General features: G+C 40.2%; 19 protein-coding genes and 1 pseudogene. 8 read left to right on the top strand and 12 right to left on the bottom strand.

Going from position 1 to position 25,621, the window contains the following annotated elements:
• Nucleotides 1-254 precede the first annotated feature (254 nt).
• The 5 genes and pseudogenes from kdpA to kdpE all read left to right on the top strand — a co-directional run bounded on the left by kdpA (nt 255) and on the right by kdpE (nt 8,062).
• Nucleotides 255-1,955 carry a potassium-transporting ATPase subunit KdpA gene (gene kdpA, locus OO7_RS12765; protein ID WP_008916337.1) on the top strand — a complete coding sequence of 567 codons (1,701 nt, stop codon included), beginning with the start codon at nt 255-257 and terminating at the stop codon, nt 1,953-1,955.
• 13 nt (nt 1,956-1,968) lie between these two features.
• Complete coding sequence (gene kdpB / locus OO7_RS12770) at nt 1,969-4,032, top strand: potassium-transporting ATPase subunit KdpB (RefSeq protein WP_008916338.1); 2,064 nt, start codon at nt 1,969-1,971, stop codon at nt 4,030-4,032.
• Between the two features lie 10 nt (nt 4,033-4,042).
• Nucleotides 4,043-4,636, top strand: coding sequence for a potassium-transporting ATPase subunit KdpC (gene kdpC, locus OO7_RS12775; RefSeq protein ID WP_008916339.1), 594 nt, complete (start codon nt 4,043-4,045; stop codon nt 4,634-4,636).
• A 9-nt stretch (nt 4,637-4,645) separates the two neighbouring features.
• A pseudogene (gene kdpD / locus OO7_RS12780) lies at nt 4,646-7,362 on the top strand (two-component system sensor histidine kinase KdpD).
• 16 nt (nt 7,363-7,378) lie between these two features.
• Nucleotides 7,379-8,062, top strand: coding sequence for a two-component system response regulator KdpE (kdpE, locus tag OO7_RS12785; RefSeq protein WP_008916342.1), 684 nt, complete (start codon nt 7,379-7,381; stop codon nt 8,060-8,062).
• Nucleotides 8,063-8,269: 207 nt separating this feature from the next.
• Here kdpE and lysS read toward each other — a convergent pair whose 3' ends face one another.
• The 5 genes from lysS to xerD all read right to left on the bottom strand — a co-directional run bounded on the left by lysS (nt 8,270) and on the right by xerD (nt 14,534).
• Entirely contained in the window at nt 8,270-9,787 is a 1,518-nt protein-coding gene (gene lysS / locus OO7_RS12790) for a lysine--tRNA ligase (RefSeq protein ID WP_008916343.1), read from the bottom strand.
• A 7-nt stretch (nt 9,788-9,794) separates the two neighbouring features.
• Nucleotides 9,795-10,896, bottom strand: a protein-coding gene (gene prfB, locus OO7_RS12795; protein WP_156823150.1) for a peptide chain release factor 2 whose coding sequence is annotated in 2 segments (ribosomal slippage) — nt 9,795-10,817 and nt 10,819-10,896 — 1,101 coding nt in all. Because the reading frame shifts where the segments join, the coding sequence is not laid out codon by codon here.
• A gap of 135 nt (nt 10,897-11,031) precedes the next feature.
• A complete protein-coding gene (gene recJ, locus OO7_RS12800) occupies nt 11,032-12,765 on the bottom strand; it encodes a single-stranded-DNA-specific exonuclease RecJ (RefSeq protein WP_008916345.1) in 1,734 nt (577 codons plus the stop codon).
• 9 nt (nt 12,766-12,774) lie between these two features.
• Nucleotides 12,775-13,476, bottom strand: a complete 702-nt coding sequence (dsbC, locus tag OO7_RS12805; RefSeq protein WP_008916346.1) for a bifunctional protein-disulfide isomerase/oxidoreductase DsbC — start codon at nt 13,474-13,476, stop codon at nt 12,775-12,777.
• A 155-nt stretch (nt 13,477-13,631) separates the two neighbouring features.
• Nucleotides 13,632-14,534, bottom strand: a complete 903-nt coding sequence (xerD, locus tag OO7_RS12810; RefSeq protein ID WP_008916347.1) for a site-specific tyrosine recombinase XerD — start codon at nt 14,532-14,534, stop codon at nt 13,632-13,634.
• Nucleotides 14,535-14,766: 232 nt separating this feature from the next.
• Between xerD and fldB the strand changes: the two genes are divergently transcribed.
• Nucleotides 14,767-15,285, top strand: coding sequence for a flavodoxin FldB (gene fldB / locus OO7_RS12815; protein WP_008916348.1), 519 nt, complete (start codon nt 14,767-14,769; stop codon nt 15,283-15,285).
• Between the two features lie 42 nt (nt 15,286-15,327).
• On the opposite strand, the gene OO7_RS12820 is transcribed toward fldB, so the two are convergent.
• On the bottom strand, nt 15,328-15,744 hold the full coding sequence (locus OO7_RS12820; RefSeq protein WP_008916349.1) for a protein YgfX: 417 nt from the start codon (nt 15,742-15,744) through the stop codon (nt 15,328-15,330).
• Nucleotides 15,725-15,991 carry an FAD assembly factor SdhE gene (gene sdhE, locus OO7_RS12825; RefSeq protein WP_008916350.1) on the bottom strand — a complete coding sequence of 89 codons (267 nt, stop codon included), beginning with the start codon at nt 15,989-15,991 and terminating at the stop codon, nt 15,725-15,727. The genes OO7_RS12820 and sdhE overlap by 20 nt, the downstream gene beginning before the upstream one ends.
• Nucleotides 15,992-16,244: 253 nt before the next feature.
• On the opposite strand from sdhE, the gene ygfZ reads away from it, so the two are divergent.
• Together ygfZ and OO7_RS12835 are read left to right on the top strand one after the other, a co-directional pair.
• Complete coding sequence (ygfZ, locus tag OO7_RS12830; RefSeq protein WP_008916351.1) at nt 16,245-17,231, top strand: tRNA-modifying protein YgfZ; 987 nt, start codon at nt 16,245-16,247, stop codon at nt 17,229-17,231.
• 11 nt (nt 17,232-17,242) lie between these two features.
• The gene (locus OO7_RS12835) at nt 17,243-17,863 is read left to right on the top strand and encodes an HD domain-containing protein (protein WP_008916352.1); all 621 of its coding nucleotides are present in this window, start codon (nt 17,243-17,245) and stop codon (nt 17,861-17,863) included.
• A 175-nt stretch (nt 17,864-18,038) separates the two neighbouring features.
• On the opposite strand, the gene gcvP is transcribed toward OO7_RS12835, so the two are convergent.
• The 5 genes from gcvP to ubiH form a co-directional block, all read right to left on the bottom strand.
• On the bottom strand, nt 18,039-20,915 hold the full coding sequence (gene gcvP / locus OO7_RS12840) for an aminomethyl-transferring glycine dehydrogenase (protein ID WP_008916353.1): 2,877 nt from the start codon (nt 20,913-20,915) through the stop codon (nt 18,039-18,041).
• Between the two features lie 92 nt (nt 20,916-21,007).
• Nucleotides 21,008-21,400, bottom strand: coding sequence for a glycine cleavage system protein GcvH (gene gcvH / locus OO7_RS12845; protein WP_008916354.1), 393 nt, complete (start codon nt 21,398-21,400; stop codon nt 21,008-21,010).
• Between the two features lie 53 nt (nt 21,401-21,453).
• Nucleotides 21,454-22,548: a glycine cleavage system aminomethyltransferase GcvT gene (gcvT, locus tag OO7_RS12850; RefSeq protein ID WP_008916355.1), complete on the bottom strand. Its 1,095-nt coding sequence runs from the start codon at nt 22,546-22,548 to the stop codon at nt 21,454-21,456.
• 630 nt (nt 22,549-23,178) lie between these two features.
• Complete coding sequence (gene ubiI / locus OO7_RS12855; RefSeq protein WP_008916356.1) at nt 23,179-24,408, bottom strand: FAD-dependent 2-octaprenylphenol hydroxylase; 1,230 nt, start codon at nt 24,406-24,408, stop codon at nt 23,179-23,181.
• Between the two features lie 26 nt (nt 24,409-24,434).
• Entirely contained in the window at nt 24,435-25,613 is a 1,179-nt protein-coding gene (ubiH, locus tag OO7_RS12860) for a 2-octaprenyl-6-methoxyphenyl hydroxylase (protein WP_008916357.1), read from the bottom strand.
• Nucleotides 25,614-25,621 lie beyond the last annotated feature (8 nt).

Consider the following 25,621-nt stretch of genomic DNA (forward strand, 5'->3'; position numbering starts at 1 on the left):
TTCAAATTACTGCCATTCATCATTCTGCAATTTGAATTCCCCCCAATTCTCGATATTGAACTGCATTTTTATATTATTTTTACACTGTTGCCAGTCTTTTTATCAGCTTCTTTACAACAAAGTACCTACCCTACCTCTATGAAAGAACTAAGGAGAAAATACTGTGTCACTACTTTCTATTATTGGGGCAGTTCTCGTTGTTGTACTGCTGGTGTATCTGATATATGCCCTGCTTCATGCGGAGGATTTCTGATATGGCCATGAATGCTTTTTTACTTATAGGCAGCTTTTTACTCATCTTATTCTTATTGGCTAAACCTTTAGGAAATATAATTGCCTGTTTAATTGAAGGCGATCTTCCACGCTATATTTTAAAAACTGAGTCATTATTATGGCGTTTAGCTGGTGCTAAACAAACTGGGCGTGAAATGGCAGAAATGAATTATCTGCAATACGCTTTTGCCATTCTATTATTTAATTTACTCGGCTTTGTTTTATTATTCACCATCCTGATATTTCAAGGTAGTTTGCCGTTAAATCCACAAAAACTTGCAGGTATGAATTGGGATTTGGCTTTCAACACTGCCATCAGTTTTATAACCAATACCAACTGGCAAGCTTATAGCGGTGAAAATACACTCAGCTATTTTAGCCAAATGGTTGGTCTCACTGTTCAAAACTTCCTATCTGCGGCAACAGGTATTGCAGTAGTCTTTGCACTTATTCGTGCTTTTTCACGCCATAACAGTAAAACCCTTGGCAATGCTTGGGTTGATATTGCGCGAATTACATTATATCTACTGCTACCTCTATCCGTTATTTTTGCACTCTTTTTTGTTGGACAAGGGGTTATTCAAAATTTCTCTGCTTATATCTTGAGTAATAACTTAGATAGCACATCGCAATTATTACCTATGGGTCCTGTAGCTTCACAAGAAGCAATTAAATTATTAGGAACTAATGGTGGCGGATTCTTTGGTGCTAACTCTTCTCACCCATTTGAGAATCCAAGTGCATTAAGTAACTTTGTACAAATGTTAGCAATATTCCTAATCCCAACGTCTTTATGTTTTGCATTTGGCCGTACTGTCGGCAATAACAAACAAGGACATGCTTTACTCTGGGTAATGGCAATTATTTTTGTTATCGCAGCCATTGTCGTTATTCAAGCGGAATATGTAGGAAATCCATTCCTACTCGATATAACGAATAGCAGCATCAATATGGAGGGTAAAGAAAGCCGGTTTGGTATTCTTGGCTCAGCACTTTTTGCAGTGGTGACGACAGCAGCTTCTTGTGGAGCCGTTAACGCAATGCTTGATTCATTTACCGCCTTCGGTGGCATGCTGCCAATGTGGTTAATGCAAATTGGTGAAGTTGTCTTTGGTGGTGTTGGTTCAGGTCTTTATGGCATGTTACTTTTTGTGTTGCTTGCCGTTTTCCTAGCAGGTCTGATGATTGGACGTACACCAGAATATCTGGGTAAAAAAATAGAAGTCCGCGAGATGAAGATGGTCGCAATTGCCATTTTAGTCACGCCAACCCTCGTGTTAATCGGCACAACCATTGCATTAATGACAGATGCAGGCCGTGCTGGCATTTTCAACCCAGGAACACATGGTTTTAGTGAAGTGTTATATGCATTTTCTTCTGCGGCGAATAATAATGGTAGCGCTTTCGCGGGATTAAGTGCTAATACCCCGTTCTACAATGTATTACTTGCTATTGCCATGTTCTTAGGTCGTTTTGGCGTTATTTTCCCCGTTCTTGCTATAGCAGGGTCAATGGCGATGAAAAAACCTCAGGCGATAAGTGCCGCAACTTTACCTACACATGGTCCATTATTCATTGGCTTATTAATTCTAACAATCCTTCTCATTGGCGCTTTGACATTCGTCCCAGCTCTTGCTCTCGGCCCTATCGCAGAACATTTGCAAACTTGGTTAGTGGCATAATGAGGTTAAGAAAATGACAAACAAAAAAACACCATTATTTGATAGCACGTTAATTCAACAATCAATTATCGATGCAATAAAAAAATGTACACCACAAGCACAATGGCGCAATCCAGTTATGTTTGTTGTATTTCTCGGCAGTATTATCACAACACTTTTATGGCTAGCTATGGCAACAAACTATGTTGAAGGCAATACATGGTTTAGTGGCATGATTACGCTTTGGTTATGGTTTACTGTCCTATTTGCAAATTTTGCCGAAGCACTTGCTGAAGGTCGTAGTAAAGCACAAGCACAAAGTTTAAAAGGGGTAAAACAACAAAGTAGCGCAACGCTTCTTGCGAGTGCCTCATTAGAAGCTGAACAACAAATCGTTAGCTCGGATAAACTACGTAAAGGTGATATTGTTTTAATTCGTGCAGGAGAAACGATTCCTTGTGACGGCGAGATCCTTGAAGGTGGTGCTTCTGTTGATGAAAGTGCAATCACCGGTGAGTCTGCTCCTGTTATTCGTGAATCCGGTGGTGACTTTTCTTCTGTAACGGGTGGGACTCGCATCCTTTCCGATTGGCTTATTGTTCAATGTACAGTTAATCCAGGTGAAACCTTTCTCGACCGAATGATTTCAATGGTCGAGGGTGCTCAACGCCGTAAAACCCCCAATGAAGTTGCATTAACTATTTTATTAACCGCGCTGACAATTATTTTCTTATTAGTTTGTGCAACGTTATATCCATTGACTTTGTTTGCTTCCGAATATGCTGGTGCTGGCAATGCGGTATCCATATTAGTGCTCATTGCCCTGCTTATTTGCTTAATTCCAACCACCATTGGCGGCTTATTATCTTCTATTGGTGTCGCCGGAATGAGCCGTATGTTAGGTGCTAACGTCATCGCCACCAGCGGGCGGGCGGTTGAAGCGGCTGGGGATGTTGATGTTTTACTGTTGGATAAAACGGGCACAATCACACTAGGAAACCGCCAAGCTTCTGAATTTTTACCACTTTCAGGGATAACTGAGCAGCAACTTGCAGATGCAGCACAGTTATCATCTTTAGCAGATGAAACACCTGAAGGTCGCAGCATTGTGGTTTTAGCAAAACAAAAGTTCAATTTACGCGAACGGGATATTCACGGAATGAATGCAACTTTTGTTCCATTCTCTGCCGTAACCAGAATGAGTGGTGTGAATATTGGCGAGAGAATGATCCGTAAAGGTTCTGCAGACGCAATCCGCCGTTATGTAGAAGCCAATCACGGTCAATTTCCACCAGAAGCTGACAAATTAGTTGAAAAAGTCGCCCATTTAGGTGGAACGCCCTTAGTTGTTGTCGATAACCAAGCCGTACTTGGTGTTGTTGCGCTCAAGGATATTGTTAAAGGCGGAATGAAAGAACGTTTTACCCAAATGCGCAGCATGGGCATAAAAACCGTCATGATCACCGGTGATAATCACTTAACCGCAGCAGCTATCGCTGCGGAAGCTGGCGTTGATGATTTCCTTGCAGAAGCAACACCAGAAGCCAAACTTGCGTTAATCCGCCAATATCAATCTGAAGGTCGACTCGTCGCGATGACAGGTGATGGAACCAATGATGCGCCTGCACTTGCTCAAGCCGATGTTGCTGTCGCAATGAACTCAGGAACTCAAGCTGCAAAAGAAGCAGGCAACATGGTGGATTTAGATTCCAATCCAACCAAATTAATTGAAGTGGTACATATTGGTAAACAGATGCTAATGACAAGAGGGTCACTAACCACATTTAGTATTGCGAATGATATTGCCAAGTATTTTGCCATTATTCCAGCTGCATTTGCGGTGACTTGGCCTCAACTTAACGCTTTAAATATTATGCAATTGCACTCACCTGCATCCGCATTATTATCCGCAGTGATTTTTAACGCCTTAATTATTGTTTTTCTGATCCCCTTAGCGCTTAAAGGCGTAAGTTACCGTCCAATGAGCTCGCAATCATTATTACAACGTAATTTAGGGATTTATGGTTTAGGCGGGTTGATTGTTCCATTCATTGGCATAAAACTCATCGATATGTTCATCAGCCTGTTTGGTTTATAAGGAATTTATTATGCAAATGTTTTGTTCTGCTGTGATCATGTTGCTATCTCTTACTATTATTACCGGTATTGCTTATCCATTAATGGTAACAGGACTTTCTCAACTTATTTTTCCGTGGCAAGCCAATGGCTCTCTTATTCTGCAAGATAAGCAGGTGATTGGCTCCGCTTTAATAGGCCAAAATTACCAAAGTAACCAATACTTTTTTGGTCGTCCTTCTGCCACTGCGGATAGTGCATATAATACCTTAGCATCTGGCGGGAGCAATCTTGCCATCACTAACCCATTATTGACTGAAATATTTTTACAACGCAGTGAATATTTACGCGCTCAAAACCCAGACAGCGGGCAAGCAATCCCAGTTGATTTGTTAACTGCCTCAGGTAGCGGATTAGATCCTCACATTTCTATTGATGCTGCTCTTTACCAAGCGCCACGCATTGCCAAAAACAGACAGATTTCATTAGACGAGGTAAAATCAATTATTGATACACAAACTGACAACGCATTATTTCATTTTTTAGGCGAACCAGTTGTTAATGTATTGAAACTCAATATTGCCCTAGATGAATACCAGCAACAAAAAAATAGTCAAACTCACTGAGATTAGTGTATGAATAATCAAGACCCTGAACGCCCAAACCCGGATGAGCTTCTACTAAAAGCCAATGTAGATGGGCGTGGCAAATTAAAAATTTTCTTTGGTTCCTGTGCTGGTGTGGGGAAAACATATGCCATGCTACAAGAAGCCCAGCGCCTTAGAGCACAGGGTCTTGATGTATTAATTGGCGTAGTGGAAACGCATGAGCGAGAAGATACTGCTGCGCTACTTGAAGGTCTATCTATCTTACCGCCAAGACGAATTCATCATAGAGGCAGGCGGCTTCAAGGATTTGATATTGATGCCGCAATTGCTCGGTACCCTGCCATTATTCTAATGGATGAATTAGCGTTCAGTAACCCTGCTGGCAGCCGCCATCCTAAACGGTGGCAAGATGTAGAAGAGTTACTTGATGCAGGTATTGATGTTCTGACCACCATTAATGTTCAACACATTGAAAGTTTAAATGATGTTGTCGGCAGTATTACTGGAATTCGTGTACGCGAAACAGTACCTGACCATATTTTTGATGATGCAGATGAAGTCGTATTGGTCGATTTACCGCCTGATGATTTACGCCAACGCCTTAAAGATGGAAAGGTGTATATTCCAGGTCAAGCTGAGCGGGCTATTGAGCATTTTTTTCGTAAAGGTAATTTAATTGCATTACGGGAATTGGCTTTGCGTCGAACCGCAGATCGCGTAGATGGGCAAATGCGTGAGTTTCGTGATGGTAAAGGGCAAGCGCCTGTTTGGCATACCAGAGATGGACTGTTGTTGTGCATTGGTGACATGCAGGAAATGAAAAATTAGTGCGAGCAGCAGCTCGACTGGCTGCAAAATTAGGTTGTGTTTGGCATGCCGTATATGTAGAAACGCCAACATTACATCAACTACCTGAAGGTAAACGCCGCGCAATATTAAAAGCACTTCGTCTAGCCCAAAACTTAAGTGCTGAAACAGCGACTTTATCAGATCCGTCAAAGGAAAAAGCGATCCTCAGATATGCCCGTGAACATAATTTAGGAAAGATATTAATCGGCCGTCGCGATAAACGTCGTCAATGGGCAAAAATTCAGTTTCGTTCTGGATTTGCCGAACGTCTAGGAAAATTAGGCCCAGACCTCGACTTGGTTATTGTCGCCTTAGAAGAGCAAAGTGATTGGGATAAAGAGCCGGAAAGAAAACCATTCGCAGAAAAATGGCGTTCTGATATCAATGGCTACTTAGTCGCTATAGTAATGTGTGCTGCTATCACACTCTTTTCTCGCGCATTTTTACTGGCACTTGATAAAGCAAACCTTGTCACATTGTATTTACTTGGTGTGGTATTAATTGCATTATTTTATGGCCGCCGCCCTTCCATTTTTGCTGCATTAATTAACGTCATCAGCTTTGATTTATTCTTTGTCCAACCCCACTTTTCGCTTGCTATTATTGATATGCAATACCTTATCACCTTCACTGTAATGCTGATTGTCGGTTTGGTGGTAGGGAATTTAACCGCAGGAATGCGTTATCAGGCGCGGATCGCGCGCTACCGAGAGCAAAGAACCCGCCATCTTTATGAAATGACAAAAGAGTTAGGACAAGCACTTAATACAGAAGAAATTGGCCGAACAGGTTATCACTTTATCAATAATGCATTTCAAGCAAAAACGTGCTTATTAATGCCCAATGAAAACGGCGAATTATTGCCATTACAATGCCAAGGTTTTAGCTCACTACAAATTGATAAAGCTATCGCTAAATGGTGTTTTGATAAACGCCAACCAGCGGGTGCTGGTACAGATACTTTACCAAGTGTGCCTTATCAATTGCAGCCCATTACAACTGCAGATAAGACATTGGCCGTTCTTGCCATTGAACCGCGTAATATCCGCCAGCTACTTATTCCAGAACAACAGCGCATGCTACAAACTTTTACAGGGTTGATTGCGGGAGCATTAGCACGACTCCAATTAGCTCAACAAGCAGAATTAGCCAAATTGGATATTGAGCGTGAACAATTACGAAATTCTTTACTTGCTGCGCTCTCACATGATTTAAAAACGCCATTGACTGTACTTTTTGGGCAAACTGAAATATTAATGCTCAACCTTTCTGCGGCTAATTCACCATTTACTGAGCAAGTCGATAAAATGCGGCAACAAGTTCTTAGTACATCTCGTTTAGTTAATAACTTGCTTGATATGGCGCGCCTACAATCGGGTAGTATTCAACCTAATTTAGAATGGGAATCACTGCAAGAAATAACTAGCAGTGCCGTGCGCACTCTGGATTATACTTTACACAGCCATCCCCTTGATATTGATATTCCAGCAGATTTATTACTTTATTGTGATGCTAACTTAATTGAGCGTGTCCTGATTAATTTATTAGAAAATGCCGTTAAATATAGCAGTGAAGACACACCGATCGGAATTAAAGCTTATATTGAAAAACCAGTTGGCATCGAAAAATCAGAAGGTACTCAAAAAATCCATATTGAAGTTTGGGATGCGAGCAATGCAATTCCTGATGGACAGGAAAAAACGATCTTTGATAAGTTCTCACGGGCACAGAAAGAGTCTGCTATTCCCGGAGTGGGATTAGGTTTAGCAATCTGCCGTGCTATTATCCAATTACATGAAGGTAAAATTTGGGCACAAAATAATGATAAAGGTGGCGCGAGTTTTCATTTTATTTTACCGTTAAAACAGTTACCTGAAATTGAGAGCGAAATTTAGGAGAAACGTAAATATTGTGAGTACCCATCAAATCCTGATCGTTGAAGATGAAAAAGAGATCCGTCGTTTTGTTAGACTTGCGCTGGAAGGTGAAAGCTTGAAAGTTTTTGAAGCCGAAAATTACCAACGCGGGCTTATTGAAGCAGGAACTCGGAAACCTGATTTATTAATTTTAGATCTTGGTTTGCCCGATGGGGATGGCATTGACCTAATTAAAGATTTACGAACATGGAGCAGCATTCCTATTATTGTATTATCTGCAAGGGAAGATGAATCGCAAAAAGTCGCCGCTCTTGATGCAGGTGCAGATGATTACTTAACCAAGCCTTTTGGTATTAGTGAATTGTTAGCTAGAGTTCGGGTTTCTCTACGGCGATTTGGTAAGGTTAGCCAAGAAAATACCCTTTTTCAGTTTGGTGATGTCAGCGTAGATTTTATTAATCGCATTGTCACTAAACAAGGTGAAGAGTTGCATTTAACCCCGATTGAATTTCGTTTACTGAGCGAATTAGTGGCTAATAGCGGAAAAGTGCTTACCCAACGCCATTTATTATTACAAGTTTGGGGACCTAACTATATTGAACATAATCATTATTTACGCATTTATATGGGACATTTGCGCCAAAAACTAGAAAATGACCCCGCGCGCCCCATTCATTTACTTACCGAAACAGGCATTGGCTATCGGTTTATGCCATAGTTAATCAACTTTTTATCTGGCTATTTATCTAAAAAGATTTGCGCAAAAATTCGCCACTAATTATATTAATGAATAGGCTTTCTAATCGCTATTTTTGACTGAATATATTTACTGACTAAATGAAAGTGTAATATCAATTTCGGTATAAAAATACTCCCTAATACATCAAGAACAAACCTGAGTAATAGGGAGCATAGAGGCGTAAAGTTAAGCCTTGGTAGGACGTAATGCAGGGAACAAAATAACATCACGGATGGTATGGCTATTTGTAAATAGCATGACCATACGGTCGATCCCAATGCCTAAACCTGCTGTTGGTGGCAAACCATGCTCCAATGCAACGACATAATCTTCGTCATAGAACATCGCTTCATCATCACCATCATCTTTTTGGCGAACTTGTTCAGCAAAACGTTCTGCTTGATCTTCTGCATCATTCAACTCAGAGAAACCATTACCGATTTCACGACCACCAATGAAGAACTCAAAACGATCAGTAATAAATGGATTATCATCATTACGGCGTGCTAATGGAGAAACTTCAGCTGGATATTCAATAATGAATGTTGGCTGGATCAGATGACTTTCAGCAACTTCTTCAAAGATTTCGCATTGAATACGACCTAATCCCCAACTTTTCTCAATTTTGATCCCAATGGATTGAGCAATAGCAACTGCTTTATCCATATCATCAAGATCGGCAATATTGGTTTCTGGGCGATATTTGCAAATCGCTTCTTTCATCGTTAATTTTGCAAATGGTTTACTGAAATCAAATTCTTGATCACCATACTGAACATCTGGGTTACCTAACACTTTTTGTGTCAGCGTACGGAATAATTCTTCTGTCAGCTCAATAAGGTCACGGTAATCGGCATACGCCATATAGAGTTCCATCATGGTGAACTCTGGGTTATGACGAGGAGATAAGCCTTCATTACGGAAGTTACGGTTAATTTCAAACACACGTTCAAAACCACCCACAACTAAACGTTTTAAATATAATTCTGGCGCGATACGCAAGTACATATCGATATCTAGCGCGTTATGATGTGTAACAAATGGACGCGCTGTTGCACCGCCAGGGATAACTTGCATCATTGGTGTTTCAACTTCCATGAAGCCTTTATTCACCATGAAGTTACGCACTTCAGCTAAAATCTTGGAACGTACAACAAATGTGTGGCGTGATTCATCATTGGCAATCAAGTCAAGATAACGCTGACGATAACGCGTTTCTTGGTCAGACAATCCATGGAATTTATCAGGTAATGGGCGTAATGCTTTGGTTAATAAACGGACTTCATGACAATGAACTGTCAGTTCGCCAGTTTTTGTTTTAAATAAACGGCCTTTAGCGCCTAAAATATCGCCTAAATCCCATTTTTTAAACTGTTCATTATAAATGCCTTCCGCTAGATCATCGCGAGAAACATAAATCTGAATACGTCCGCCCATGTCTTGCAGAGTTGCAAATGATGCTTTACCCATAATGCGGCGTGTCATCATACGACCCGCAATAGAAACTTCAATATTCAAATCTTCTAGCTCTTCAGCTGATTTATCATCATATTGCGCGTGGATCTTTTCAGATGTGATTTCACGACGAAAATCATTTGGAAAAGGAATGCCCTTTTCACGTAAAGTCGCTAATTTTTCTTTACGAGTTTTTAGTTCGTTATTTAAATCAGGCGCTTGTTCTACACCCTGTTGCTGTTGAGACATTTTTTCCTCACAGGCCAGCTTTTAAGCTAGCTTCAATGAATTTATCCAAATCACCATCCAGTACGGCTTGCGTATTACGCGTTTCCACACCAGTACGTAAATCTTTAATACGAGAATCATCAAGCACATAAGAACGGATTTGACTTCCCCAGCCAATATCTGATTTATTCTCTTCCATCGCTTGTTTATCTGCGTTCTTTTTCTGCATTTCCAGTTCATATAGCTTAGCTTTTAACTGGCGCATAGCTTGATCTTTGTTTTTATGCTGCGAACGGTCATTCTGACATTGTGTCACAATGTTCGTTGGAATATGGGTAATACGTACCGCTGATTCTGTTTTGTTGACGTGCTGACCACCCGCTCCTGATGCGCGATAAACATCAATGCGTAAATCGGCTGGGTTAATCTCGATATCAATATCATCATCAACTTCAGGATAGATGAATGCCGAGCTAAACGAAGTATGGCGACGACCACCTGAATCAAACGGGCTTTTACGTACTAAACGGTGTACGCCCGTTTCTGTTCTCAACCAGCCATAGGCGTAGTCACCTATAATTTTTATCGTTGCTGATTTTAACCCTGCAACATCACCATCGGACTCTTCGATGATTTCTGTTTTAAAACCTTTCGATTCCGCCCAACGCAGATACATACGTAATAACATGCTTGCCCAATCTTGAGCTTCTGTACCACCTGAACCCGCTTGTAAATCAATGTAGCAATCAGCACTATCGTATTCACCAGAAAACATTCTGCGAAACTCTAATTGCTCTAATTTAGCTTGAAGTTGGTCTAATTCATCACCCGCTTCATTAAAAGTCCCTTCATCATCAGCTTCAATAGCTAACTCGAGAAGGCCTTCAACATCTTCAAGCCCTTGCGTTAATTGGTCGATGGTATCAACAATCGCCTCAAGAGAAGATCGCTCTTTGCCTAATGCTTGCGCTTTTTCAGGTTCGTTCCAGACATCTGGCTGCTCTAATTCAGCATTAACCTCTTCTAGGCGCTCTTTCTTAGCATCATAGTCAAAGATACCCCCTAAGCACCGAAGTCCGGTCGGACAGGTCCTGAATCTTACTTTTTACTGGGTTTATTTCAAACGTCATTTTTCAATATCTTATGTTGGGTCGTTAAAGAGAATGAATTCATCACAAACCGTCGATTATAACGGAATTTCTTCAAGGTTTATAGCACTTGCAAATATCAATCACTCATAAGTGCGGTGAAGTATAATGGCAAACTTATTCAGGCCAAATATGCTCAACCATCAGCTGAATATTTTTTTGTCCACGAAATTCATTCACATCAAGTTTAAACGCAATTTTTGCGCGTTTAATACTATTATCTGGCCATCTGCGAATATCAATATTAAACATGATAGCATCAAGCATTGGTCCACCATTTGCAGGTTCTAACATCAATTTTAAATGTCGCTCGCCCACTAAACGTTGTTGCAATACTTGAAAATGTCCATCAAAAACCGGTTCTGGAAATGCCTGTCCCCAAGGACCACTATTTCGAAGAAGTTCAGCGATTTCTAAAGTAAATTCATTGCGACTCAGCTCGCCATCACTCCAAATAATCCCTGTTAACTGCTCAGGTTGAATAATTTCTGCCATCAAACATTCAAAATGATGTTTAAACAGCTCAAACTTAGATTCTTCAAGGCTGAGTCCGGCCGCCATAGCATGACCACCAAATTTTTGCATTAACCCAGGTTGGAGTGTATTTAAGCGCTCCAATGCATCACGCATATGCACACCTTGCACCGAACGACCGGAACCTTTTAATAGCCCATCACCCGCAGGGGCAAAAGCAATAACAGGTCGGTGATATTGTTCTTTGATCCTTGAAGCCAAAATTCCCACAACACCTTGATGCCATTCAGGATGGTAAATGGCCAGCCCGTTAGGAAGTTGGCTGCCATTATATTCAATTTTATTAAATAGTATCGCCGCTTCTTGTTGCATGCCCGCTTCAATTTCACGCCGAGATTGGTTTAAACCATCTAACTCATTCGCAAGCTCGCGAGCATAAGCCATATCATCCGTAAGTAATAATTCAATACTCACTGACATATCATCAAGGCGACCTGCCGCATTTAAACGTGGACCTAATGCAAATCCAAAATCATTGGCAACTAACCGGCTGCATTCCCTCTTAGAGACTTCCATCAATGCCTTAATCCCTGCACAGCAACGACCTGCTCTAACCCGATTAAGCCCTTGGTAGACTAATATGCGATTATTTGTATCTAAAGGAACCACGTCAGCCACTGTGCCAAGTGCAACTAAATCAAGTAATTCAGCAAGGTTGGGTTCGCTCAAACCTTGCTTCACAAACCAATCTTCAGCACGTAATTTGGCTCTTAATGCCGACATCAAATAGAACGTCACCCCAACACCAGCAAGTGATTTTGATGCAAACTGACAATCAGGCAAATTAGGATTAATAATGGCATCCGCTTTAGGCAAAGTTTCACCGGGTAAATGGTGATCTGTCACAATCACTTTTATCCCTAATTGATGTGCAAAATCAACACCTTCATGTGAAGAAATACCATTATCTACAGTAATGATAAGGTCAGTACCACGACGATGAGCTTCTTCAACAACCAGAGGGGTTAAACCATAACCATTTTCAAATCTGTTTGGCACAATATAATTAAGATTGGCATAGCCCATTGCTTTTAATGCACGGATAGCCAAAGCCGTACTTGTTGCACCATCAGCATCAAAATCACCAACAATCGTTAGCATACTGTGATTTTCTAATGCTTCATAGAGCAATATCAATGCGTTATCAATCCCAGATAAACTCTGATAGCCTAATAAGTAAGCTGATTTACGCTCTAATTGCTTAAGATCGGTAATACCGCGATGGGCATAAACGCGTTGCAATATTTCAGGAAAACCTGCAAGCCCACTGATATCAGCAGCAAGTTTTCTTCGATGTAAAAAAGTTTCGATATTCACAATAGTTAACTATTTTTGTTCAAGCATTTTTAATAGGTCATCAGGTTTAGCATATCCCGATAACAGCTGACCATCAGGTAAAATAATGGCAGGCGTTCCTGTCATTTTAAATTGTTTGCCTAACTTAATATGTTTACTAAGGTCAATTTTACATTCATCAATCATTGCAATCCCATCCCCTTTAAAAGCCTTTGTCAGCGCACTTTGCGGAAGAGCATTACACCAAATAGAAGCCATTTGTTTTGCAGATTCATGTTCTAAACCACGACGAGGATAGGCTAAATAACGAACTGTAATCCCTTTATCATTTAATTCTTCAACTGATTCATGCAATTTTTTACAGTAACCACATGAAATATCTGTAAATACTGTGATGACATACTTCTCTTTGGGTGCTTTAAAGATGATCATTTCATCTTTTAATGCATCCACTTTTTTCATTAAAGGTTGATTAGAAATATTGACCACCGTCTTACCACTTAAATCATAAATGGGACCTTGCAATAAATATTTACCATCATCTGTTACATAGATAATTCCATCAGAAGTATCAACTGTATTCAGCCCAACAATCGGTGATGGCTTAATTGATTCAACAGATAAATTATATTTTGCTAGCTTTTCTTGGATAATCTTATCGTTTGTCGACGCTGAAACTGATAGCGAGAAAGAAGCGATACATGCCGCCCATAATAATAATTTACGTTTCATAGTTATCCTTTTACACGTATTTCTATTGGATAAAATCCAATGATTGGCTAACACATTCTTGTGTGTTAGCAGCATATTTTTTTAATAATATTGATATTAATTAGCTAGATATATAGCTTCAAATTAATATAAATGTGAGCTTTCTTGTAAACCTATCAACCTCGAGGATGATGCTGTTCATGTAATGTACGTAAACGCTCAGTTGCTACATGGGTATAGATTTGGGTCGTAGAAAGATCACTATGTCCTAATAACATCTGTACAACGCGTAAATCCGCGCCATGATTCAGCAGATGAGTTGCAAAAGCATGCCTCAAAACGTGAGGCGATAAAGACTCTGAGTCAATATTTGCAATCACAGCATAATGCTTAATGCGATGCCAAAATGTTTGGCGGGTCATTTTAGTGCCGCGTTTGCTTGGAAATAAAACATCACTGGCTTTGCCTTTTAACAAATCCGGTCGACCTTCTTGGATATATTTTTCAATCCAATAAATTGCCTCTTCACCCAATGGCACTAATCTCTCTTTATCGCCTTTGCCGACAACACGGATCACGCCTTGCCTCAAACTAATATCGGAAAAGGTTAAGCCCACTAATTCAGAAACACGTAAGCCACATGCATAGAGTACTTCTAGCATAGCTTTGTCTCTCAATTCGAGAGGATCTTCCGTTGCTGGGGCATTCAGTAAATCTTCAACTTGTTGCTCACTCAAATCCTTAGGTAACCGCTGAGGTATTTTGGGCGCCGCAATAACGGCAGACGGATCATCAAGACGGATTTTTTCGCGATAAAAATATTGAAACAGACGGCGTATTGAGCTGAGTAAACGCGCTGAGCTAGCCGCTTTATAACCGCTCTCAATACGTTCTGCTAGAAAAGATTGCAAATCAATTGATTGAACATTTTCTAAATTTAATTCATTTGCCTCTAGCCATTTATCAAGTAATTGAAGATCAATTCGATAAGATGCTAAAGTATTTTCAGCAAGATCTTGCTCTAGCCAAATTGTATCCAGAAAATGTTCAATTAATGGGTTAATCTGTTTTGTTTCCACAACTGCTATTGTCCTTTTACAAAAGCATCATTTCAATTTTAATACGACAAATAATTCAAGTTGCATCCTGCCCCCTCAAAACGCTATCCTGATATTATTACCAGAGTATGTGATCAAGGTAACTAAATGCTGTCAGCAACACGCATTTAATGTGCGTTGGGAATAATGATACCTAACAACGGCACCCTCTATTACAATACCTCTCAACTGCAATGAAAACTAGTTTAATGACATGAAAATAGGTCTCTTTTACGGTTCTAGTACTTGTTACACTGAAATTGTCGCAGAAAAGATACGCGATATTCTCGGTGACGGCTTTGTCACATTACACAATGTTAACGATACACCACCTGAAATGATGGAACAGTATAATATACTCATTTTAGGAATACCCACTTGGGATTTTGGTGAAATACAAGAAGACTGGCTCACAATTTGGGATGCCCTTCCCAATCTTCAACTGCAAGATAAAATTATTGCCATGTATGGCATGGGCGACCAAATTGATTATAGCGAATGGTTTCTTGATGCATTAGGTATGCTCTACCATCAGCTTAAACCAACGGGTGCTAAATTTGTCGGTTTTTGGCCGCTTGATGGCTATGAGTTTGATAGTCCTAAGCCACTCACTGAGGATGGCTCTCAATTTGTCGGTTTAGCTTTAGATGACGTCAACCAATTTGAACAAACTGATGAGCGAATAGCTCAGTGGTGCGTACAAATTTTGCAAGAAATTGAAGAGTTACTTTAGATCTAGCAAATCAATATGACTATTACTGCATATCCTTATTTATTAAATATCTGGGTATTGCAGTAATAATTGATTTAAATTTCGCCAGTTCTCTTCAGATAAAGCATCTTTAGCGACCCACAAACGGATTTTCTGTGGTTTACCTTGTAATGCACTCAACGTCAGTAACATACCTGCTTTTGTACACCATGGCTGCTTAATAATGCTCCATTCATTCTTCTTCCATTGAACTTTATTGCCATTAACAAGAACTAATATCCCTTTAGTTTTACTGATCCTTTTTTGGCTTTCAGCCCAGCTGACCATGACAATAATGAGCAAAGGTAGCCACATCATTGGGATAGTATTATTCGATGCCCACGGCGTTGCCAGTAAAATAAAACCGACTAAGCCATGAGCACAAGTTGAGAATAATTGTGTTTTCCATGAAATGGAAAGGTTAGATTTCCACAGGACCACGATCTTTATTTCTTTGTTGAATAAGTTTTATCATGCCAAATAGCTCATCGTCATCAGGGCGCCCATGATTCATTAGCCAATTGAATAAATCAGGGTCTGCAGATTCAAGCAAGCGAACAAATGTCTGCTTATCTTTTACGGATAAACCATCATATTCATACTCAAAAAACGGCATGATGGAGATATCTAGCTCACGCATACCACGACGACACGCCCAATGAATTCTTGCTTTATTTTCTATATCCATTCCACTACGACCTTATTTTGTTGCAGTTAACTGATAAGATTGATTATTTTTAATACATTAACAGAAAATTAGCCAAGAAAACATGATTTAGAAAGCAATGTCATCATTTAAATTGGGTTTTCCCACTTTTATCTAAACATGATGATTAAAAATATTAAATAATTTGTTAGCGCATCATAATAACTACTTGCAATGTTATCCAGCTCTTTTACCATAAACTCCCTTCTGATAAGAAAGAATAACAGGTGAAATCATGACGACAACAGTGACCCATTCACAACAGTTCCCCCAAGCTTCTCAGTCTTTACCACTTATATTGATTTCGCTGGAAAATTGGGGGCTCATTCATATGCATGGCGCTGATGCAGAGAAATACCTTCAAGGCCAGGTCACTGCTGATGTCAGCGCACTACAACCAAATCAACATACATTAACGGCTCATTGTGATCCAAAAGGCAAAATGTGGAGTGACTTGCGCCTTTTTCACCACCTTGATGGTTTTTCTTATATAGAAAGAAACAGTGTGCTTGAATCACAGCTTGCCGAGCTAAAAAAATATGCTGTTTTTTCTAAAGTGACGTTTGAGCATAAAACTGACCTTAAGTTATTAGGTGTGGCGGGTAATGAAGCTCGTCAAGCACTTGAAAAATTGTTTACTGCTTTACCGGATAGTGAAAACCAAGTCATTGTTGATAATGATGCAACACTTTTACATTTTGCCTTGCCTAATGAGCGTTTTCTCATTATTACCAATGAATCCAATGCCCAAAAAATTACTGATGAGCTAAATGCAACTTCGGTTTCTGATGAACAATGGTTGTCTTTAGAGATTGAAGCGGGTTATGCCGTCATTGACCAACCAAATAGCGCACAACTACTTCCACAAGCTGCGAATTTACAAGCACTTCCTTTAGGGATTAGTTTTAAAAAGGGCTGCTATACTGGTCAAGAAATGGTATCTAGAGCAAAATTCCGTGGTGCAAACAAACGTGCAATGTACTGGTTAAAAGGCGCTAGTTCTACAATTCCAGCACCTGCTGACGGTATTGAGTGGCAGCTTGGTGATAAATGGCGTCGCACAGGAACCGTTCTTGCTGCGGTGCAGTTAGCAAATGGTGAAATCAATGTTCAAGTTATCATGAACAATGATATGGAAGCAGATAGTGTATTTCGTGTCACAGCAAATGAGGAGAGTAAGCTCACTATTCAAACTCTCCCATATTCTTTAGAAGAAAAATAATTGAGGTTTTTATGTCAGCTATAACGGAAATTAAGTCACCTGAAGTGATGAATTTTGGTGCCTTTACCGAAATTGTCCAATTTTTGATGGAACTGGACAAACTTAAGAGTATTTATCGTAAAAATAAATTACTCAATAATGAAAGACAAGAAAACACGGCAGAACATAGCTGGCAATTTGCAATCGCGGCAATGAGTTTTGCGCCTTATGTTAAAGGCGTTAATGTTGACCACGCAATTAAATTAGCCTTAGTCCATGATATCGTTGAAATTGATGCAGGTGATGTGCTGGTTTATGATATTTCAGCACGTGAAGCTGTACGTGAGCAGGAAATAAAGGCTGCCGTCCGTATTTTTGGCTTACTGCCTTCTCCGCAAAATGAACAGTTTTTAGCATTATGGAATGAATATGATGCTGCTGAAACCTTAGATTCAAAGTTCGCTAACGTGATTGATAGAACGATTCCAATGCTTTTGAATCTACACAATAGAGGTCAAAGCTGGGTAGAGAATAACATTCGTTTAGAGCAGGTGGTTGCTCGTAATGAATTTATTGAAGAGATATTTCCTGAATTTTGGGATCAGTTGCTACCTCAGTTAGAGCAAGCACAACAAAAAGGCTGGTTATTGTAATAAATCACTTTTTACTGAATAAAGCCTGTAGTTGAAAATTTGCAGGCTTTTTTATTGAGCAAATTAATTAAATAACAAATTAATATTGCCCAAGTTATTACGATGAATAACGTTTTTTAAACATATCCATCGTAACTTGGGCAATGATTCTAACATTGTTATCTTAGCTAACTAATCACACGTAATCTTCAATTGGTACACATGAACAATGAAGATGGCGGTCACCATAAACATCATCTAACCGTTTTACGGCAGGCCAATATTTATTGACTCTTGTTGCGGCTGTCGGGAATACAGCAAGTTCACGGCTATAAGCATGATCCCATTGTTCGGCAATTTCTGTCTGTACGTGTGGTGAATTAACCAATGGATTATCTTCAAGTGTCCATTCGCCATTAACGACATTGTCAATTTCGCCGCGAATAGCCAACATTGCATCAATGAAACGATCAATCTCCACAATGCTTTCTGACTCTGTAGGTTCGATCATTAATGTCCCCGCAACAGGGAATGACATCGTTGGCGCATGAAAACCATAATCAATTAAGCGTTTGGCAATATCTAACTCACTGATCCCTGTATCTTTCTTGATAGGTCTTAAATCAACAATACATTCATGAGCAACATAGCCATCTCGACCAGTATAAAGAATGTCATAATGTCCAGAGAGGCGTTTAGCAATATAGTTGGCATTTAAGATAGCAACTTGGCTTGATCTTCTCAGTCCATACGAACCCATCATGCGGATATACATCCAACTGATTGGCAGAATTGATGCGCTACCAAATGGCGCAGCAGAAACTGCACCTTGGTCTGTCACCATATCTTGTTCAACAACAGAATGTCCGGGAACAAATGGCGCTAAATGTTTTTTCACACCAATTGGCCCCATACCTGGCCCGCCGCCGCCATGAGGAATACAGAAAGTTTTATGCAAATTGAGGTGTGAAACATCCGCACCAATAAAGCCCGGAGTCGTTAGCCCGACTTGTGCATTCATATTTGCGCCATCAAGATAAACTTGCCCACCATACTGATGAATAATGTCGCAAACTTCTTTGATGCTCTCTTCATATACGCCATGCGTTGATGGATAAGTCACCATCACACAAGAAAGCTCCGCGCTATGCTTTTGTGCTTTCTGACGTAAGTCAGCAAGGTCAATGTTACCGTCATCATCACAACGCACAACAATCACATCCATTCCTGCCATATGGGCTGATGCGGGGTTAGTTCCGTGTGCAGAAGCTGGGATCAGGCAAACATTACGATGCCCTTCGTTGCGGCTTTCATGGTAACGACGAATAGCAAGCAATCCCGCGTATTCCCCTTGTGCACCTGAGTTTGGCTGCATACAAACTGCATCATAGCCAGTTAACTGAACTAACCAATGCGAAAGCTGTTCAATCATTTGATGATAGCCTTGTGCTTGTTCAGTTGGGCAGAAAGGATGTAAATCACCAAATTCAGGCCATGTAATAGGCAACATTTCCGCTGCGGCATTCAATTTCATGGTGCAAGAACCTAATGGGATCATTGCCTGATTTAATGCGAGATCTTTGCGCTCCAAACTATGCATGTAGCGCATCATCTCTGTTTCACTGTGATAACGGTTAAAGTTTGGATGAGACAAAACTGTGTCGTGGCGTATCATTGATGGATTAATAATACTCACCTGAGATGCAAGCATTTTATCAAAATGCTCGAAATCTATTTTCTGTTCTTTTCCTGTAATAACAGCAAATAATTCGTTGAGATCTTGGCGTGTCGTTGTTTCATTCAACGTGACACCAATAGCACCATGAATATCAGTCCGTAAATTAATTTTGGCTTTTTCTGCTCGAGCAAGTACTGCGGTTTTATCAGCCACATCAATGGCTAAAGTATCAAACCAATTTTTATGACGAAGATTAAATCCAGCATCTTCAACCGCTTTGGCAAAAATAGAGGTGAAGCGATGAATACGTTCCGCAATGATCCTTAAGCCTTGAGGACCATGATATACCGCATACATTGCCGCGATATTGGCTAATAATACCTGTGAGGTACAAATATTAGAATTCGCTTTTTCACGGCGAATATGTTGCTCACGCGTTTGCATTGCCATGCGTAGTGCCGTATGCCCCGCAGCATCCCGTGATACGCCAATAATACGTCCCGGCATTGCACGTTTAAATTCATCACGACATGCGAAGAAAGCGGCATGTGGGCCACCGTAACCCATAGGAACACCAAAACGTTGTGCTGAACCAAAAACAATATCAGCGCCCTGTTTACCCGGGGCTGTTAATAGCACTAACGCCATCATTTCAGCTGCGACACAACTCACAATTTGGCGCTGTTTTAGTTTCGCCAATAACTCACTGTAATCATGAACCTCACCAGTTGTGCCAACTTGTTGTAATAGCGCGCCAAAAACGCCTTCGTGATCGAGCACTTTTTCTGCTTTATCAACAATAACTTCAAAGCCAAAAGTCCCCGCGCGCGTACGAACAACATCTAATGTTTGTGGGTGAACATCATCAGCTACAAAGAAGCGTTCTGCATCTTTAAGCTTACTAATTCGTTTCGCCATTGCCATCGCTTCAGCCGCTGCTGTTGCTTCATCTAATAAAGAGGCAGAAGCTAAATCTAAACCGGTTAAATCAATCGTTAATTGTTGGAAATTCAGCAGTGACTCTAAACGACCTTGTGAAACTTCAGGTTGATATGGCGTGTAAGCAGTATACCAACCAGGATTTTCTAATAAATTTCGTAGAATAACGGGTGGCAAAAATGCAGGTGCATATCCCATCCCAATATAACTTTTATAGCGTTTATTTAATGAAGCAATGGCTTTTAGCTCCGCAAGTGCTTCTTGTTCAGTTGCACCGCTCCCCACTCTTGGGGGCTCAGCCAATAAAATGGCTTTAGGTACGATATTTTCCGTTAGCGCATCCAGTGACGTTGAACCAACAGTTTCCAACATGGTTTTGATCTGTTTTTCTGATGAACCAATGTGGCGCTGAATAAATTCTGAACGGTTTTCTAATTGACTCAATGACATCGTCATATTTCTGTTCCCATTCCTTTCGCTGTTGTGAGTGAGGTCGGTTACAAAACAAAACGCCCCAGATAAATAATCATTGGGGCGTTTTAGCTTTTTTATTCTTCTTCAGCAATCAATTCTGAATAAGCATCTGCATCAAGCAAGTCATTCAATTCTGATTCATCGGAAATTTTAATACGGAAAATCCAACCTTCTTGATAAGGTTGCTCATTAACCAGCTCAGGGGAATCAACTAAAGCTTCATTCACAGCAATAATTTCCCCAGTTAATGGCACATAAATATCAGATGCCGCTTTTACTGATTCAACCACCGCACATTCACTACCAATATCAACTGAACTACCCAATTCAGGCAGATCAACAAACACCATATCACCTAATGCTTCTTGCGCATGTTCAGTAATACCGACTGTATATTCACCATTTCCTTCAGAACGCACCCATTCATGTTCACGTGTATATTTCAAATCAGCTGGGACATTACTCATCATTAACCTCACTCTTATTCTTCAAATTTTGCATGTACGTGAATTAGTCATTATTAAACGAGAGCTTTGCCTTCGCGAACAAAACCAGGTTTAACAACTTCTACGGGCATTTCCCGATTACGAATTTCAACAATAGCTTTATCTTGAACTGTGTTAGGCACTCTCGCCAAAGCGATACTAAAACCAAGGGTTGGAGAGAAAGAACCACTTGTGATAACGCCTTCTTGTAATTTACCGAGATCATCAGTGAAGCGAACAGTTTGCCCTGCACGTAAAATACCTTTATCGCGCATAACAATACCAACTAACTTTTCAGTGCCTTGCTCGCGCAATTTCTCTAATGCTTCACGCCCGATAAATTGACGATCTTCAGGTTTCCACGCAATTGTCCATCCCATATTGGCAGCCAATGGTGAAATCGTTTCATCCATATCTTGCCCATAGAGATTCATTCCGGCTTCTAAACGCAAAGTATCACGGGCACCTAATCCAGCTGGATGAACACCCGCATTAATTAATTTATGCCAAAAATCAATTACATCTTCTTTTGGCAAGGCAATTTCATAGCCTTTCTCACCGGTATAACCTGTTGTTGCAATAAATAAATCTCCCGCTTGAATGCCATAAAATGGCTTCATATCGGCTATTGCAAGGTTTTGCTCATCGGTTAGTAAGGTATGAATTTTTTGAGGTGCATTTGGTCCTTGAATGGCAAGAAGAGCGAGGTCATCACGGACGGTAATAGAAACAACAAAAGGTTTGGCATGTTGTTCTATCCATTCAAGATCTTTATCTCGAGTTGCAGAGTTAACCACCAAACGATAAAAGTCATCTTCGAGATAATAAACAATGAGATCGTCAATCACACCACCAGAAGCATTCAGCATGCCGGTATAAAGGGCTTTTCCTTTATCCGTTAATTTTGCAATATCATTTGCCAGTAAATAACGCAAGAAATCGCGACAGCCTTCACCCTGTAAATCGACAATTGTCATATGGGAGACATCAAACACACCCGCATCAGTCCTGACGAGATTGTGCTCATTAATTTGTGAACCATAGTGCAAGGGCATCATCCAACCATGAAAATCCACCATCTTTGCACCACAAGCTATATGTTCATCATATAGCGGAGTCTGCTTTGCCATGTACACCCTCTTTGCATTTAAAGATAAATAGGGCTCACGCCACTGATTTTATGCAAGAAATATCGTTTAGCCATACTTCAAATTATATTTTACCCATGATTTTCATCTCGGTATTTTAGATAGGATATAAACCCTATAGAGATAACTTGAACTATTTCGAAAATATACTCGTGCACAAATCATGACGCTACGCAAACGATAACATCTAATTAAAAGCTACCACCGTTTTTAGTAAGAAACCATAAAAAAAATAGGGCTTATATATATTCTGTATTACTCATTACAATGGATCTTATCCAGTAAAATTTGTTAAAAAATTGAGAATGGTCACTTAATCTCACTATATTCAAGGTCAAATCGTAGAATTACCCATCATAAAATGACCATTATCAGCAAAATCGCTATATGCCAAATAAACACTAACATTATTAAAACTAATGCTAAATTGCACTGTAATTAGAATTTCTCAACCATAAAAATGGTTGAAAGAAAAATAAATGTCTTTCTGCTGAAATAATCGCGTGATGTAAATTTAATAAGAAATTGAGAGAATTAGAGAGGAATAAAAAAAGAAGTCATTGGCAGTAATATTTGCGATTAATTACTGCCAATTAATTGAAGATGATGAATTTAACTCGCTAAATGGCTGGGTTCTTGTTGTAGCCATTCTGGCATATCAAATAATCCCATTGCATGATTAAGCAGTTGTGGTTTAACACCCGGTAAGCTGTCTGCGAGAATTAATCCAATATCACGTAATAATTTTTTAGCTGGATTATTACCATCAAACAATTCTCTGAAGCCCTGCATTCCCGCTAGCATGACTGCTGCGCTATGTTTACGGCTTCTTTCAAAATTGCGTAAATAGAAATACTGACCAAAGTCTTTCCCTTCGCGATGTAAGCGTTTAATTTCCCCTAATAACATGGCAACGTCCATGAATCCGAGATTAACGCCTTGTCCGGCAAGTGGATGAATGGTGTGTGCTGCATCACCCAGCAAAGCAAGACGTTGTGCTGCAAACTGACGCGCATAACGGCCTTTTAATGGAATGGTTAAACGTTCACTTGCCAATTCACACAAGCCGAGTCGCATATCAAAAGCAACGGCTAGCTCTTTTTCAAAATCATGCTTTTCTAACTGTTGGCGTCTTGCTGCTTCAGTGGCAGGTTGAGACCAAACAATTGAACAAAGATGAGGATCGCTCAAAGGTAAAAATGCCAATATCCCTTTTCCATCAAAAGATTGGCGTGCAACGCCATCATGTGGCTGTTCTGTACGAATTGTTGCAACTAAAGCAGTATGTTCATAATCCCAAAAAGTGAGCGGAATATCAGCATGTCCACGTAACCATGAATTTGCGCCATCAGCACCAACAATTAATCTTGCGGTCAGCATTGATTCATCAGTTAGAGTAATAAAGACATCATTTTCACCCCATACCACTTTTTGGATAGTCGCAGGCGCTAATAAAGTCACATCACGTAATGAAGCTGCTTTTTGCCATAATGCATCACGGATGACATTATTTTCCACAATCGAACCTAAGTGGCTTAGATTTTGCTCTTTTGCAGAAAATTGAATACGACCAAAGCTATCATTATCCCAAACTTCCATGCCTTTATAGGGTGCTGCTCTCATCGTTTTGATAGCAGACCAAACACCTAAGTAAGTTAATAATTTCTCACTGGCTGTATTTATTGCAGAAACGCGCAAAGAATAAGGCTGGGTTTCCGAAAATACATCTTTAGGTGGATGACTTTCAATAACAGCAATCCTTAGCCCAGTTCCTTCTAAACCACACGCTAAAGCTAGTCCAACCATGCCGCCACCAGCGATAACCACATCAAACGATTGCATAATTTTTATTCCTCTTAGTTTTGTGGTTATTGGTCTGCTACCCAGCCAAGTGTTTGACGAGCCAATACATCACGTACTTGAGGTAACATTTCCATGGCAATTAAACCCAAGTTACGCCCAACAATTAAAGGTAAACAACGATTTGCAAACATCCGGACTAAACCATCCGTGATAGTGACTGTTTTGTCTCTATCCACTTCCCGCGTTTGCTGATAAGTATTTAACAGAGAATAGGCACCAATATCCTGTTTCTGCGAATAAGCCATGACAACTGATTCAGCTAACTGCATTACATCACGAATACCAAGATTAAACCCCTGCCCCGCAATAGGATGTAATGTTTGAGCGGCATTACCTACAAGAACTGTACGGTGACTAATAGGATTTAACGCTTTTCTCAATGATAAGGGATAACAAAAACGCGTACCTGCTTGAGTTATTTTACCAAGACGCCAACCAAAAGCTTGCTGAAGTTTGCGAGTAAATGTTTCATCATCCCATGATTTAATCACATCAGCATGCTCTTGTTGGTGACACCACACCAAAGAACTGCGCCCTTGCGACATCGGTAATAAGGCAAGCGGGCCATACTCAGTAAAACGTTCAAAAGCTTGCCCTTGCGGGTCTATTGATGTTTTGACATTTGCAATAATAGCCACTTGTTCATAATGTTCTTCTTGCCACTGCACATGACAAGCTTGACCAACGGCTGAACGGCTTCCATCTGCCGCGACTAACAGTTCACCTGTTAGCGTATCACCATTATCTAAAGTGACACTGACATTATTGATAGAACGATGAATTTTTTCGACTTTGGCGGGGCAGTATAAAGTCACTCCAGGCGCTTTGCGCAATAATTCGAATAAACGCGCGCCTGCGTCGTGAAGCTCAATCACATTCCCTAATTCAGGTATCTGATGATCTTTGGCATCAATATTGACAAAGCCAGCATGCCCTCTGTCTGAAACGTGAACGTGGGTAATTGGCGTGACACAATCGGCGAAAGCATCCCAAATTCCCACTTTTGATAATCTTTGACATGTGCCGTATGCCAAAGCTATCGCTCTCGCATCAAATCCAGGATGTTTCATTGAAGGTAAAGAGGCTTCAATCAATGCTACTGGCAACTTTCCTTGGCTTAGTGAGGAAATTGACAACGCTAACGTTGCACCAGCCATTCCACCACCAACAATAATCACACTCATGTTCTATC

The organism is Providencia sneebia DSM 19967 (assembly GCF_000314895.2).
Taxonomy (GTDB): Bacteria; Pseudomonadota; Gammaproteobacteria; order Enterobacterales; family Enterobacteriaceae; genus Providencia; species Providencia sneebia.